We start from the raw sequence: 14,287 nt of genomic DNA on the forward strand, positions 1-14,287 counted from the left end.
CTCCTGGACTAAACATCCGCTTCGATCACCTCGAACTTCACCTGATCAGGATAAAACGCGACATGGTTTTTGATCTGATCAACCGATATTTTCGGATGCTCGTAAGTCCACACCGCATTCGCCCCCTCATGCCCCGGCACCTGCAAGCTGAAATAATTGGCATCGCCTTTATACGGGCAGTAGCTGGTATGGTCGGTGCGGGCGAAATACTTCTCGTCGATGTCTTCACGCGGGACGTAGAAGACCGGCGGGTAGTTGGCCTCGTTGAGAACCAGCACATGGGAGGACGCGGCGACCTGGATGCCATGGAATTTCACTACCAGGCAACCTGAGAGTTCTACGAGGGCGATGACTGGACTGGGGCCTGGGGTTTTCATGGGTTTCTCCTGAGACGGCGGTGAAAGCTCAGGTATAGCGCAAGGACTTCCTTCACGGCGGACTCACAGCCGAACGGCCAAAAAGCTCCTCATCTAAACGCCGCCCAACCCTCTCCCGGTGAGAGAGGGCCGCTTTCTCAGGGCATCAAGCAACAATATCGGTCGCCACCGCCTGCCCTACCACACCCACGGCAAAGTCAACCTGCCCCTGCCCGGTCAGGTCGACCAGCAGCCCGGTCTGACCGTGCTGCGCGTAGTAAGTCAGAATCGCATCGCCCGCATGGCCGGTGAAACTGCTGACGAAATTCAGCGACGCCGCCCCCGTGGCAAACGCGGTAATGCCCGACAGATCTATCTTGTCCAGACCGCTCTGGAAATCCATGATCCAGTCCGGCTGGTTATTGGTCGAGTCGCTGGCTGCGCCGAACACGAAGGTATCCGCGCCCTCACCGCCCCACAGCACATCTGCGCCGCCACCACCGTAGAGGATGTCGTTGCCGGCCCCGCCAAACAGGTGATTGACCGCCCCGTTGCCGATCAGCAGGTCATTGCCTGATCCGCCCACGGCATTCTCCATGGTCACGCCATAGGCGATGGAGACGTTGCCGACCAGACCGCCGACGTCGGAGAAGGAACCCTCGTTGAGGTTGATCTTCTGGTTCTGGGTGAATCCGGAGAAATCCAGCCAGTCATTACCACCACCGTCCCACACCGAAAACACCACTTTGGACGACGCCGAAGTCGCGCTGTAATAATCGCGGTCAGTGTTGGAATTGAAGCCGTACCTCGTGTCCTCGGCGCGGGTCTCGTAGTTGGCACCGTAGAGTTTCTGCACCGCAACAATGTCATCCAGCAACGGTGCCGAGGCGTAAGCCCCGCTGCCGCCCTTGCTGAAGTTCTGGTCGGTGTTGGCTTCGCTCCAATAACTCATCAGGCTGTAACCGCGAGTGTCTTCGGCGTACTTGGCGTCGGCGTAAGTCGGGCTGCCGTTGCCCGCGTTGTAGGCGCCAGGGTGCGACAGACCGAGGGTGTGACCGATTTCATGCGTCAGGGTCTGGCGCCCGTAGTTGTTGGTGTCCGGGGTCTTGTTGACCTGATATTGATCGTTGATCAAGTACCACGATTGGCCATCATAGCTGCCGCCGCTCGGCAAATACGCGAACGCTGCGCCGCCGGTGCTGACGTCGTAATTGCCGAACGTCATGTGACCGTCGCCGCCCTTGCCCTCGGTGAAAGTGACGTTGGCGACGTCGGCCCAGGATTGCATGGCGAGCACCGCTTGAGCTTTTTGCTGGGCGCTGAATTCGCTGAAGTTGCCGAGTTTAGGGTTGTAGTTGGCCGGTTTGTCGGTCAGAAAGCTGTAGCTGAGGGAGATCTTGCCATCGGCATTTTTATCGCCCCACGACAGGCCCTTGCGCAGGATTTCGTCGGCGGCCTGATCGGCAGTGAACGAGGGTTTGCCGTTGACCAGCCCGACACCACGGTCATACAGGTGGCTGAACGTGTCCACGGCGGAGTAGGCGCTGCTGGCCTGGAAAGATGCTTGAGACATGAGTTACGTCCTTGTTGCAAAAGAGTCAGTGTCCGACAGACCACGGCGATCTCCTGGCGAGACCGTCCTGTCGCTCGCGTTTTTCTTTAAGGCGCGAAAAACCTGACACAGCCACCCACGCGGCGCTACTCAATTTCTCGATAGCGCCGGGCATGTCCCGTGAAAGCCCGTCATGTTCGGCAATCCTTTTTATCTGTATATCCATACAGATAAAAGTTGCCCCTGACGCTAACTCCGGCCATTCTGTGCGCCTGTTCGGACATTGATCGACGATGGTGGATATGCGGCTGTACCTCTGTGAAAAACCTTCCCAGGCCAAAGACATTGCGGCCGTACTCGGTGCAAAACGCCGGGGCGACGGCTGCTGGCTGGGAACAGACGTCACGGTGACCTGGTGCATCGGCCACTTGCTGGAAACGGCCCCGCCGGATGCCTACGACGCCCGCTACAAGCGTTGGGTGCTGGCGGATCTGCCGATCATCCCGGACAAGTGGAAAATGACCGTCAAGCCGCGTACCGCCAGCCAGTACAAAGCGGTAAAACGCTTGCTGGGCGAAGCCAGCGAGCTGATCATCGCCACCGACGCCGACCGTGAGGGCGAGATGATCGCGCGGGAACTGGTCGAGCATTGCCGCTATCGCGGGCCGATCCGCCGATTGTGGCTGTCAGCGCTGGATGAGGCATCAATCCGCAAGGCTTTGGCCGCGCTGAAACCGGGGGCCGAAACGTTCAGCCTGTATCACTCGGCGCTGGGTCGCTCGCGGGCAGACTGGCTGATTGGCATGAACATGAGCCGCCTGTTCACCCTGCTAGGCCGTCAGTCGGGCTATCAAGGTGTGTTGCCGGTCGGTCGGGTGCAAACGCCAACCTTGCGGTTGGTGGTGGATCGCGACCGCAGCATTGCCGATTTCGTACCGGTGCCGTTTTGGGCGATCGATGTGCAACTGCTGCACAACGGCACACCGTTTACCGCGCAATGGCGCGCCCCGTCGGATGTTTGTGATGATCAGGATCGCTGCCTGAATCAGGCGCTGGCGCAGCAAGCTGCCGCTGCGATCAGGGGTGCAGCCAGTGCCGGGGTGGTGAAGTTGCGTACCGAGCGCATGCGCGAAGTGGCGCCCCTGCCCTTCGACCTCGGCACCTTGCAGGAAGTCTGCTCGAAGAAACTCGGCCTCGGCGCGCAGGAAACCCTCGACATCGCCCAGGCACTGTACGAAACCTACAAAGTCGTCACCTACCCACGCAGCGATTGCGGGTTTCTGCCGCTGAGCCAGCACAGTGAGGCGCCGGGGATTCTCGCGGCGTTGCGTCAGGCTGACCCAAGCCTTGAAGCGCTGCAGAGTTTTCTTGAACCTCAGCGAAAATCCCGGGCGTGGAACGACGCCAAAGTCAGCGCCCACCATGGCATCATTCCCACCGCTGCCGCGAAGAATCTGGAACGCCTGAGCGGCAAACACCGGGCGGTCTATACACTGATCCGCGCACGGTATCTGGCGCAGTTCCTGCCCAATCATGAATACGATCGCACCCAGGCTGATTTCGATTGCGGCGCTCAAGCGTTACGCGCCGTCGGCAAACAGATCATCGAGCCGGGCTGGAAACGCGCCTTACCCGAAGCGCTCGCGCCGGCCAAGGGGCGTGAGGCACCGGTGCCACAAACCTTGCCAGCGTTATCTCAGGGCATCGAGTGCGCCGTTGCGAACGTGACGCTCAAGGATCTGTGGACACAACCACCCAAACCCTACACCGAGGGCGATTTGATCAAGGCGATGAAGAATGTCGCCAAACTGGTAGAAGATCCACTGCTCAAGCAGAAACTCAAGGACACCACGGGCATTGGTACTGAAGCCACCCGTGCGTCGATCATTCAGGGCTTGCTGGATCGCGGTTATCTGGTGAAAAACGGCAAGGCGCTGGCCGCCACACCCGCCGCGTTCAGCCTGATTGACGCCGTGCCCCGCGCCATTGCCGACCCCGGCACCACAGCGATTTGGGAACAAGCGCTGGACATGGTGCAGAGCGGCGAGATGAGTCTGGAAGAGTTCGTCACCAAACAGGCGGCATGGATGAGCAAACAAGTGACACGCTGCTCCCATCTGAGCCTGACCATCAGCGGCCCACCGCCCGCCGGCAAAGCTGCCACCCCCTGGAAGAAAAAGCGCAAATCGACGCGGAGCAACACCGCCGTCGCTACGAAACGCAAAGCAAAACCGGCAGCCAAAAAATAAAACACGCTACTGTTTCCGAGAGGCCCATCACTTTCAGGAACCCAAAGCATGCCCACCCTAGAACTGCACCCGGCCCAACGCGATGAACTCGAAACCCTCGAAAACCTGATGCAGTTCTACATGTACGACTTCAGCCAGTGGTTGCCGCTGAAACTCGCTGCACATGGCTTCTTCCCTATCCAATCGAAATCCGAATACTGGCGTCACCCGGCAACCCAACCGTTCCTGATACGGGTCGACGACGAACTCGCCGGCTTCGTGACCGTTGATAACGAAACACATATCGAGGGTGCCGAACACAACATCGGCTACTTCTTCCTCGCCCGGCGCTTTCGTGGCCAAGGCGTCGCGCAGTTTGTCGTCTCTGCCCTCTTGAGCCGCATCCCCGGTCAATGGCAAATTTTCCATATCGACGCCAACCTGCCGGCACAGCGCTTCTGGACCAAGCTGATCCCGGAATTGACCGGTGGCGCTTTCACCTTGCACCAGCGTGAAATGGACGGTTACCCGTGCACGTTCTACGCCCTTCACACACCTTTTTCCGTTGCCTGAACGGATCCTTTCTCATTCCAAAACTGCTTTGTCCGACAATATGTAGTGACCAAAAATAAACACTACAAAACCGTTGACGGCATCGTTTTGCTTTTGCATGATGAAGACGTTCCCCGATCGGGAACATTTGGTAACACGCTTGAGCAAACTCGTCTGACCGCCGAGTTGTTTTTTCCGGATACACGCTGCCCACAAGGCAGATTGAAGAAGCTGACCTGGCCTGAACGTCCAGTACAAGGACGAGAAGCGCTGGCGAAAATTCTCAAGACGCTTGTGGTCGACCCTGAAAACGTCGGCAAGGGGCCTCCCGGTTTTCGCTGCTTCTCTTCGTTGTGACGCTATTGCGTAGCAGTTATTCAACACGACTACATGCAACAGATGCACGACCCCGTACTTCAAACGGGCGAGCGCTGACGTCCTGGTTTCGGTGCCAGGGATCAACTAACCGATGGGCTACCTGTATTAGCGAATCAACTTTGAAAGATCACCAAACTGGTCAAGGGGCAACATCATGAATCTGAACAACCAACCTACTATCGAAGAACTGGCTCGTATGTTCGCTGCGCAAAAAGACAGCCACGACAGCCATATTCTGTGGATCAGCAAGTCGGGGCAGGTGCATATCGACTGCCTGTCGCCCCACGCTGGCGAAGAAGAGTTCGAGCAGAACAACCAGAACCTGTTGGCCCGCCTGAAGATGTACCGTCGCGGCCACGGCTATGTCGGCAAAAAAGCCGCAGCCGACAAGGACTTCATCGGTAATGTTCTGCAAACGCTGAAACAGGCGTGGGACGCGATGCAGAACAAGAACGAAGTTCGGGTGATTGATCGGTTCTGCTGATTTACAACTTCAATAAAAAGGGCCTGCTTCCAATAAGAAGCAGGCCCTTTTTATTGCGTTCCAGTTCAGAGCGGGGGCTCCAGGATTAGATTCATAAATGCCACCGCCGCCGCACTGTGATAGTTATTGCGCCGCCGCAACAACGCGGCCCCACGCTGCGGCGCTTCGCTCTCGACCCGCAGCCTGCGCAATGCCCGATCGGACGTCGCAATCGCTTCCGGCAGCATCGTCGCCATCGGCGAATGCCGCACCACCTCCAGCAACGTACTCACCGAATTCACCTCAATGCGCACCTGCGGCGTGATTCCGTGCTGACGAAAATACTCATCGACCGACAAGCGCGTGATGAAGTCCGACGCCAGCAAGGCGAAATCCAGCTGCGCGATATCGTCAGGCGTCAGCACTGAATCACTTTCATACAACGGATGCTCGCGCCCGACCATGACACCCAGGGTCTCGGTAAACGCCGGAATGCACTCGATGTCCGGGCTGCGTACCGGGGTGAACGCAATCGCAATGTCCAGCGAGTCATCCGCCAGACCGGCCTCGATGTCGTCCATCGACAACTCGAAGATTTCCAGATGAATCCCCGGATATCGCGCCGCGTAGTCGCGCACCAGCGGCCCGACTAGATACGCCATAAACGTTGGCGTCATCGCCAGGCGCAACGTACCGCGGGTCAGGTCCTTCACGTCATGCAGTGCGCGCTTGCCCGCCTCCAACTCCACCAGCACCCGACGCGCACATTCAATGTAAGCCTCGCCGGCATCGGTGGCTTTGACCGTACGTGAAGTTCGATCAAACAGGCTCACCCCCAGTGTTTCTTCCAGTTGGCGAATCTGCTGCGACAAGGTTGGCTGCGACACATGCAGCGCCTCGGCCGCGCGAGTGAAGCCGCCGTGATCGGCAACGGCCAGCAGGTAACGCAAATGTCGCAGCAGCATGTGGGAGCACCATCTATAGGCAGGACTTATGAAAAGCATTGTATATCGGTCTTGGACGCTATGGATGAATCGGCAGAAAATCAATCCCACACAGCAAGCCAACCCCTGAAAGGAGTGACACCATGCAACAGTCCCACGCCTACAACGACACCAGCCTGGCCCTGACCACCCGCATTCTGGACATCAAGGCACGCAAGAATCTGTCGTGGCAGGATCTCGCCGACGGCACCGGCCTCAGCCTGGCGTACGTCACCGCCGCCCTGCTCGGCCAACATCCGCTGTCGGAAACCGCCGCCCAAGTGGTGGGCGACAAGCTTGAGCTGGACGCCGACGCTGTCGCGGCCCTGCAAATCATCCCGCTGCGTGGCAGCCTCAGCGGCGTGCCGACCGACCCGACCATCTATCGCTTCCATGAAATGATCCAGATCTACGGCACCACCCTCAAAGCACTGGTTCACGAGCAGTTCGGCGACGGCATCATCAGCGCAATCAACTTCAAACTCGACATCAAGAAAGTCGAAGACCCGGAAGGCGGCTCCCGCGCCGTGGTCACCCTGGACGGCAAGTTCCTGCCCCTGCGTCCGTTCTGATGTGCCCGGCCCGCACTTTGCGTGCGGGCCATCCGATCTCCCTTCAACGAGGACATGCACATGAAAGCCCTGATCGACGGTTTCCTGAAATTCCAGAACGAAGCCTTTCCGCAACGCACCGAACTGTTCAAACACCTGGCAACCACCCAGCAGCCCGGCACCTTGTTTATCACCTGCTCCGACAGCCGTGTAGTCCCGGAACTGCTGACCCAGCAAGAACCCGGCGAACTGTTCGTGATCCGCAACGCCGGCAATATCGTGCCGTCCTACAGTCCGCATCCGGGCGGGGTTTCGGCGACAGTGGAATATGCGGTGGCGGTGCTTGGTGTGACCGACATTGTGATCTGCGGCCATTCCGATTGCGGCGCGATGACGGCGATTGCCAAATGCAAATGCATGGATCATCTGCCGGCCGTCAGCGGTTGGTTGCAGCATGCCGAGTCAGCGAAAGTGGTGAACGAAGCCCGGCCACATGCCAATGACGCGGCAAAATTGAGTTCGATGGTGCGCGAAAACGTGATCGCGCAACTGGCGAATATCCAGACCCATCCGAGCGTGCGCCTGGCACAGGAGAAAGGCCTGCTGAATCTGCATGGTTGGGTGTATGACATCGAGACCGGCTCGATCGATGCGCTGTCCTCGGACCGCCGCACCTTTGTGCCGCTGGCCGAACAACCGGCTACTTGCGCCGTTCACGCAAACACCAGCGCAGCAGCCTGAATTACATTGCGCCCCTGTGGCGAGGGAGCCTGCTCCCCCACCACAGGTTCTTTCAGCGCTTTACACCCAGATCAATCTGGGTCATGCGGCTACGCACGGTAAACACACCATCGCCCGAAAGAATCGCACTGCGCGCAAACAACCGTCCGCTCTCCCAGTTCGAAAGCCCCAGCTCCGGCTTGTTCAGCGCGTACTGGCCATCGACCCAGCGGGTAATGCCATTACCCACGAACGGTGCGTTGACCGCGTTATAGAAGCGCTCCTGAACAGCGGCATCCTCACTGATCAACGACACGGTAAATTGCGGGCTATAGCGGTTGAACAATGCAATCGCCTGATCCAGATCGTCGACGATCATCAAGCTGACTTCCGGGGTTTCTTCCCATTCCCACTCGCGCCCCAAATCCGCCTGCGCCAACGGTTCAGCCAGTGCTTCGGTCTGATAACCCTCGGCACGATAGACCTCGACCGTCGCGTTCTGCCACTCGCCTGGCAGACAACGTTCGCTGCCCTCGACGATGTGCAATTTGCAGCCCTGGCCGCGTGCGGTACCGGCCTGTTGCAGCGCGTCGAGGAACAGCGGCACCAGTTCATCGGCACGTTCGCGCTGAATCAGGCAGACATTCAGGGTGTTGCAGACCTTGCGATCCAGCGAGTTGCGCACCACCGCCGCAAAGCGTTTTGCGTCAGCCTCACGATCGGCTATCAGCCATGCCCCCCCAGTGCCATGCAGGCTGACCGCCGTGCCCGCCTGCTGGGCAATGCTGCCCAATTGACTGACTGCACGTCCTGACCCACGAGCCACCGCCAACGACAGACGTCGATCAGCAAACATCGCCCAACCGGCGGCGTGATTGACACTCTCCACCAGCGACACCGCGCCCACGGGCAGACCGGCCGCAGCCAGCGCCGGGTTCAACGCGTGAGCAACAATGGCCTGCGCCGTGCCCAACGCATCGCTGCCGATACGCAGCACAGCGGTGTTACCGGTGCGCAAGACACCCGCCGCATCGGCAAATACATTCGGGCGACCTTCGAAGACAAATGCAACGATGCCCAGCGGCGAGACCACTTGCTCGACCTTCCAGCCATCGTGCTCGACGCTGCTGATGACTTTGCCGCGCGTCGGTGCGGCATCACGCCAGGCGCGCAGGCCGGCAATCATGTCGCGGCGCATGCGCTCATCGGCCAGCAAGCGTGTGGTGGAGCGCCCGCGAGCCTTCGCCCGTTCGATGTCGGCAAGGTTGGCTGCCTCAATCTGCGCCCAGCACTCAGGGGTTTGCAGGCGCTGTGCGAACAAATCGAAGAACTGACTGATCGCTTCGTCGCTGACCGCAGACAACGCGATAAAAGCCGCCGCCGCACGTTCAATCGCCACGGCGGCCGCTTGTTGATCGGCCACCGGAATCAGCAACAACTCGCCACTCACCTGCTCCACCAGCAGGTGGTCACCGGGCTGAAAGCGCGCGGCCAGTTCGGGGCTGACCACGGTGACGCGGTTACCAGCGAAAGGGATCGGCGTGCCAGCGACTAGACGTTCGAGCGCAAGAGACATGAAGCAGATTCACCATGCAGAGGGCGGCCGGAAAATGTAGCGGATTCTTCACCGGAAAAACACTCCCACAAGGTTTGCAGAGCCTGGCTAATCGGGTCAGAACACCGACCAGCCAATGCGCGAACTGAGCATCTCCAGCGCCGCCATGCCCGCCAGCGAATTACCGGCAGCATTCAATTCCGGCGACCACACGCAAACCGTGAACTGCCCAGGCACCACCGCGACAATCCCGCCGCCGACGCCACTCTTGCCCGGCAGGCCGACGCGATAGGCGAAGTTGCCCGCCTCGTCATACAAACCGCTGGTGGCCATGATCGAGTTAACCTGCTGGGTCTGGCGTCGCGTCAGAATCTGTTCGCCGCTGTGCTTGCAGTAGCCGTCATTGGCCAGAAAGCAAAAGGCCCGGGCCAGATCGATGCAGTTCATGCGCAGCGCGCAATGGCTGAAGTAACTGCGCAACACTGATTCGACGTCGTTGTGGAAGTTGCCGAACGATTGCATCAGGTACGCCATTGCCGCGTTGCGTGCACGGTGCTGGTATTCAGAGTCGGCGACTTTGCCATCGATCATGATCTGCGGATTGCCCGACAGACGCCGGACGAAGTCACGCATCGACAAGGTCGGTGCGGCAAAGCGCGACTGGTTGATGTCGCAGATCACCAGCGCGCCGGCGTTGATGAACGGATTGCGCGGGCGACCGCGTTCGAATTCCAGCTGCACCAACGAGTTGAACGGCTGACCGGACGGCTCATGGCCCAGACGCTCCCAGATCGCCTCACCGGAATGTTCAATGGCCTGCACCAGGCTGAACACCTTGGAAATACTCTGCACCGAGAACAGCGTCTCGGCGTCACCGGCGCAATACATCTCGCCGTCGTTACCGTACACAGCGATGCCCAACTGGTTGGGCGCCACGGTGCCGAGGGCAGGAATGTAGTCAGCCACTTTGCCCTGCCCGATCAGGGGCCGGACAGCATCAAGGATCTCGTTCAACAGCGCTTGCATGCCGGGTTCCGAAGTCTCGCCCCGTGGGATTGCGGGGACACTGAGGCTAGACGCTGGCGGCATGCATCGAATCACACCGGCAGGCATCATGCAGAATATTCTTGGTTCAATCGCACCCCTGGCAATCGGAGAGTCCCTGAAGGCTGCGACAGTTTGAGCTTCAGGCTAGCGCCGGCACACCGCTGTGGAAACGGAATTCGGCGTCCGGCGATTCGATCAGTTCCTGTTCGGCCGCACGCACCTTATCGATCACCTGAGCCACATCCCTGGCCTCACCATACTGATAAGCCAGTTTCAGATACCCCTGAAAATGCCGGGCTTCGCTTTTCAACAGGCCGAAGTAAAACTTGCCGAGTTCTTCGTCCAAATGTGGCACCAGTGCTTCGAACCGCTCACAACTGCGCGCTTCGATAAATGCACCGACCACCAGCGTATCCACCAATTTCACTGGCTCGTGGCTGCGCACCACTTTACGCAGGCCCGAGGCGTATCGGCCGGCATGCAGTTGACGCAACTCGATCTTGCGGCGTTTCATCAGGCGCATGACTTGCTCGTGGTGCACCAGTTCTTCGCGGGCCAGACGCGACATCATGTTGATCAGGTCGACGTGGGAGTGATACTTGGCAATCAGGCTCAGCGCGGTGCTGGCAGCCTTGAACTCGCAGTTCTTGTGGTCGATCAGCAGGGTTTCCTGATCGGCCAGTGCGGCCTGAACCCAGGCATCGGGTGTGCGGCAGCCAAGGAATTCGTGGATTTCGGGAAGGATCATGGGGCTCACGGTCAAGGTGTTCGAGCGAAGGGCGCCGATTATACCGGCCTGCCCGAAGACCACCAGCGGCTGGCGTTGATATGCATCAAGTCGCAGGTGCTGGCGCAGCAACTATAGTTGTGCAACGCCGTGCCCTTTACTCGCTGGAGACTCCGCTCATGCAAGCCATTCGCAGCATTCTGGTGGTCATCGAACCCGAACATTCGGAGAGCTTGGCGCTCAAGCGCGCCAAGTTGATCGCAGGGGTGACCCAGGCCCATCTGCACCTGCTGGTGTGCGACAAGAAGCACGACCATGCCGGCATGCTCGGCGTGCTCAAAGCCGCCCTGCTGGCGGACGGTTACAGCGTCACCACCGAACAGGCCTGGAACGAGAGCCTGCATGAAACCATCACCGACGTGCAGCAGGCCGAGGGTTGCGGGCTGGTGATCAAACAGCACTTCCCTGACAGCTCGTTGAAAAAAGCCCTGCTGACCCCGGCGGACTGGAAGCTGTTGCGCCACTGCCCGACCCCGGTGCTGCTGGTGAAAACCTCTACGCCCTGGAAAGACAGAGTCATTCTGGCGGCGGTCGATGTCGGCAATGCCGACGGTGAACACCGCCATCTGCATACCACGATCATTGATCATGGGTTTGATATTGCCAGCCTGGCCAAAGGGCATCTGCATGTGATCAGCGCCCATCCGTCGCCGATGCTGTCGGCAGCCGACCCGACCTTCCAGCTCAAATCGACAATCGAGGCGAAGTATCGCGAGCAATGCAGGGCGTTCCAGGCGGAGTTCGATGTCGATGACGAGCATCTGCACATCGAGGAAGGCCCAGCGGATGTGTTGATTCCGTTCATGGCGCACAAACTGCAAGCAGCCGTGACCGTAATCGGCACCGTGGCGCGTACCGGGTTGTCAGGTGCGTTGATCGGCAATACGGCGGAGGTGGTGCTCGATACGCTGGAAAGCGATGTGTTGGTGCTCAAGCCGCAGGAGGTTGAGGATCATTTGCTGGAATTGGCGGTGAAGCATTAAGTTTTGCGGCGTCACACAGGACCTCTTCGCGAGCAAGCCCGCTCCCACGGTTTGAAATGCATTCCCGTGTGGGAGCGGGCTTGCTCGCGAAACTTTTGACCTTCAGGCGCCAAACGCGTCTTTGAGAAAGCCCGGTGCGATGTAGCGCTGATAGTGCGCTTCCGATAACAGGAAGAATTCCCGATCAATGGCATCGCGCAGTTCCGGCAGGTTCCAGTCGCGAAACTCCGGCAGCAGCACCATCCCGTAGGCTTCCAGATTAATGATCACCCGCGCCCCTCGGGCAATCAGCTGATACGCCCAGCAATACTCGGACTGATGGGGCACAAAGCGGATCTTGCGCTGCTCCAGTTGCTGGCGCAGACGCGCCGAATCAAAGATCTCGACCTTGGCCGCCATCACTTGTGACAGCAATTGCTCCAGACGCAGCCACACCGCACGTTTTTCCTCCTCGTTGTAACCATTCCAGTTGATCACTTCGTGATGGAAACGCTTGCAGCCACGGCACACCAGATCACCGTAAACAGTGGAGCAGAGGCCGACGCAGGGGGTCTTGATGGTCTGATTGGGCATAAGGTTGGCAAAGGCACTGAAACGCGGAACAGGTCGGCATGTTAGCCCTTTGTCTAACATTGATCACCCCTCAAACTTGAGGGCCTAACTTACCTTTAATTTTTTTTTGCCGTAGAATCAGCCAGCCTTTTAAGGCGCCAATGTCCGTTAGAAGCTGTTTTCAAAGCGTCACGAGCACAGTCGTTCCTTCAGAGCGGTGTTGGCGAAGGGTTTTTCCAGCGGGGAAAAACTCAACGCCAACCCTCATCAGCTCCCCGTTCTGCAGGCGTAAAACTTTGAAAGCAGCTTCTGTAAGGAATAGCCGGTAATTCTGGCCAAGCGACCCACAACGTCGCGAGGTGCATGAGTACGGCCATTTCGGGATGAGCGTCCCGGACACCCATTTGGGACCACTGATGAGGGTAATAACTGTGCTTGAAGCCTACCGCAAACATATCGAAGAGCGTGCAGCCCTGGGTATCGTTCCCCAGCCGCTTAACGCCGAACAAACAGCAGGCCTGGTCGAGCTGCTGAAGAACCCTCCGGCTGGCGAAGAAGAATTCCTCGTTGACCTGATCACCAATCGCATTCCACCTGGCGTGGACGAAGCGGCTTACGTTAAAGCCGGCTTCCTGTCTGCACTGGCCAAGGGCGAAGTTGCCTCCCCTCTGCTGGACAAAAAACGCGCTGTAGAACTGCTCGGCACCATGCAGGGCGGCTACAACATCGTGACCCTGGTTGACCTGCTGGACGACGCCGAACTGGCGCCCGTCGCTGCCGCGCAACTCAAGCACACCCTGCTGATGTTCGATGCGTTCCACGACGTGGCCGAAAAAGCCAAGAACGGCAATGCTCACGCCCAAGCCGTGCTGCAATCCTGGGCTGACGGCGAGTGGTTCAAGAACCGCCCGACCCTGGCCGACAAGATCAGCCTGCGCGTGTTCAAGGTCACCGGCGAAACCAACACCGACGACCTGTCCCCTGCCCCTGATGCCTGGTCGCGTCCAGACATCCCGCTGCACGCCCTGGCCATGCTGAAAATGGCTCGCGACGGCATCGTTCCTGATCAGCAGGGCGCCATCGGCCCGATGAAGCAGATCGAAGAAATGCGCGGTCAAGGCTTCCCGATCGCCTACGTCGGTGACGTGGTCGGTACCGGATCCTCGCGTAAATCGGCCACCAACTCGGTGCTGTGGTTCTTCGGTGACGACGTTCCTTACGTGCCGAACAAGCGCGCTGGCGGTTTCTGCTTCGGCAGCAAAATCGCTCCGATCTTCTACAACACCATGGAAGATGCCGGCGCACTGCCAATCGAGTTCGACGTCTCGAACATGAACATGGGCGACGTGATCGACCTGTACCCGCACGCCGGCAAAGTCTGCAAGCACGGTACCGACGAAGTCATCACCACCTTCGAAATGAAGACCCCTGTGCTGCTGGACGAAGTCCGTGCCGGCGGTCGTATTCCGCTGATCATCGGCCGCGGCCTGACCGAGAAGGCGCGCGCCGAACTGGGTCTGCCTGCGTTCGACCTGTTCAAGAAGCCTGAAGCACCGGCTGAAAGCACCAAGGGCTTCACC

Annotated in this window: 14 protein-coding genes and 1 pseudogene; 8 read left to right on the plus strand and 7 right to left on the minus strand. The window is 59.1% G+C overall.

Annotated elements, in window-relative coordinates:
- Nucleotides 1–8: 8 nt before the first annotated feature.
- Together ACIOWA_RS19475 and ACIOWA_RS19480 are read right to left on the minus strand one after the other, a co-directional pair.
- Entirely contained in the window at nucleotides 9–377 is a 369-nt protein-coding gene (locus ACIOWA_RS19475) for a DUF427 domain-containing protein (RefSeq protein WP_339432690.1), read from the minus strand.
- 145 nt (nucleotides 378–522) lie between these two features.
- Complete coding sequence (locus tag ACIOWA_RS19480; protein ID WP_339465598.1) at nucleotides 523–1,929, minus strand: serralysin family metalloprotease; 1,407 nt, start codon at nucleotides 1,927–1,929, stop codon at nucleotides 523–525.
- A gap of 281 nt (nucleotides 1,930–2,210) precedes the next feature.
- Between ACIOWA_RS19480 and ACIOWA_RS19485 the strand changes: the two genes are divergently transcribed.
- From ACIOWA_RS19485 to ACIOWA_RS19500, 4 genes are all read left to right on the plus strand, one after another.
- On the plus strand, nucleotides 2,211–4,157 hold the full coding sequence (locus ACIOWA_RS19485; RefSeq protein WP_401161436.1) for a DNA topoisomerase III: 1,947 nt from the start codon (nucleotides 2,211–2,213) through the stop codon (nucleotides 4,155–4,157).
- 48 nt (nucleotides 4,158–4,205) lie between these two features.
- The gene (locus tag ACIOWA_RS19490; RefSeq protein WP_339432693.1) at nucleotides 4,206–4,709 is read left to right on the plus strand and encodes a GNAT family N-acetyltransferase; all 504 of its coding nucleotides are present in this window, start codon (nucleotides 4,206–4,208) and stop codon (nucleotides 4,707–4,709) included.
- Between the two features lie 45 nt (nucleotides 4,710–4,754).
- Complete coding sequence (locus tag ACIOWA_RS19495) at nucleotides 4,755–5,045, plus strand: hypothetical protein (RefSeq protein ID WP_339507883.1); 291 nt, start codon at nucleotides 4,755–4,757, stop codon at nucleotides 5,043–5,045.
- A gap of 175 nt (nucleotides 5,046–5,220) precedes the next feature.
- The gene (locus ACIOWA_RS19500; RefSeq protein ID WP_339465601.1) at nucleotides 5,221–5,550 is read left to right on the plus strand and encodes a hypothetical protein; all 330 of its coding nucleotides are present in this window, start codon (nucleotides 5,221–5,223) and stop codon (nucleotides 5,548–5,550) included.
- Nucleotides 5,551–5,615: 65 nt separating this feature from the next.
- On the opposite strand, the gene cynR is transcribed toward ACIOWA_RS19500, so the two are convergent.
- Nucleotides 5,616–6,494 (minus strand): transcriptional regulator CynR, encoded by an 879-nt coding sequence (gene cynR / locus ACIOWA_RS19505; RefSeq protein WP_339494214.1) that lies wholly within the window; start codon nucleotides 6,492–6,494, stop codon nucleotides 5,616–5,618.
- Between the two features lie 122 nt (nucleotides 6,495–6,616).
- Here cynR and cynS point away from each other — a divergent pair, with 122 nt between their 5' ends.
- Together cynS and ACIOWA_RS19515 are read left to right on the plus strand one after the other, a co-directional pair.
- A complete protein-coding gene (gene cynS, locus ACIOWA_RS19510) occupies nucleotides 6,617–7,084 on the plus strand; it encodes a cyanase (protein ID WP_339432697.1) in 468 nt (155 codons plus the stop codon).
- A gap of 60 nt (nucleotides 7,085–7,144) precedes the next feature.
- Nucleotides 7,145–7,804: a carbonic anhydrase gene (locus ACIOWA_RS19515; protein ID WP_339432698.1), complete on the plus strand. Its 660-nt coding sequence runs from the start codon at nucleotides 7,145–7,147 to the stop codon at nucleotides 7,802–7,804.
- Nucleotides 7,805–7,856: 52 nt separating this feature from the next.
- Here ACIOWA_RS19515 and ACIOWA_RS19520 read toward each other — a convergent pair whose 3' ends face one another.
- The 3 genes from ACIOWA_RS19520 to ACIOWA_RS19530 all read right to left on the minus strand — a co-directional run bounded on the left by ACIOWA_RS19520 (nucleotide 7,857) and on the right by ACIOWA_RS19530 (nucleotide 11,133).
- The gene (locus ACIOWA_RS19520; RefSeq protein WP_401161440.1) at nucleotides 7,857–9,359 is read right to left on the minus strand and encodes an aldehyde dehydrogenase family protein; all 1,503 of its coding nucleotides are present in this window, start codon (nucleotides 9,357–9,359) and stop codon (nucleotides 7,857–7,859) included.
- 96 nt (nucleotides 9,360–9,455) lie between these two features.
- The gene (gene glsB, locus ACIOWA_RS19525) at nucleotides 9,456–10,364 is read right to left on the minus strand and encodes a glutaminase B (protein WP_339432700.1); all 909 of its coding nucleotides are present in this window, start codon (nucleotides 10,362–10,364) and stop codon (nucleotides 9,456–9,458) included.
- A gap of 160 nt (nucleotides 10,365–10,524) precedes the next feature.
- Nucleotides 10,525–11,133 carry a tRNA isopentenyl-2-thiomethyl-A-37 hydroxylase MiaE gene (locus tag ACIOWA_RS19530; RefSeq protein WP_339432701.1) on the minus strand — a complete coding sequence of 203 codons (609 nt, stop codon included), beginning with the start codon at nucleotides 11,131–11,133 and terminating at the stop codon, nucleotides 10,525–10,527.
- Between the two features lie 158 nt (nucleotides 11,134–11,291).
- Here ACIOWA_RS19530 and ACIOWA_RS19535 point away from each other — a divergent pair, with 158 nt between their 5' ends.
- Nucleotides 11,292–12,155 carry a universal stress protein gene (locus ACIOWA_RS19535; protein WP_339432702.1) on the plus strand — a complete coding sequence of 288 codons (864 nt, stop codon included), beginning with the start codon at nucleotides 11,292–11,294 and terminating at the stop codon, nucleotides 12,153–12,155.
- Nucleotides 12,156–12,257: 102 nt separating this feature from the next.
- Here ACIOWA_RS19535 and ACIOWA_RS19540 read toward each other — a convergent pair whose 3' ends face one another.
- Entirely contained in the window at nucleotides 12,258–12,728 is a 471-nt protein-coding gene (locus tag ACIOWA_RS19540; RefSeq protein WP_221732659.1) for a DUF1289 domain-containing protein, read from the minus strand.
- Between the two features lie 410 nt (nucleotides 12,729–13,138).
- On the opposite strand from ACIOWA_RS19540, the pseudogene ACIOWA_RS19545 reads away from it, so the two are divergent.
- Nucleotides 13,139–14,287 (plus strand): annotated as a pseudogene (locus ACIOWA_RS19545) (aconitate hydratase B); the annotation flags it as partial.

Origin of the sequence: Pseudomonas sp. NPDC087614 (assembly GCF_044743485.1) — a bacterium.
Lineage (GTDB): Bacteria > Pseudomonadota > Gammaproteobacteria > Pseudomonadales > Pseudomonadaceae > Aquipseudomonas > Aquipseudomonas baetica_A.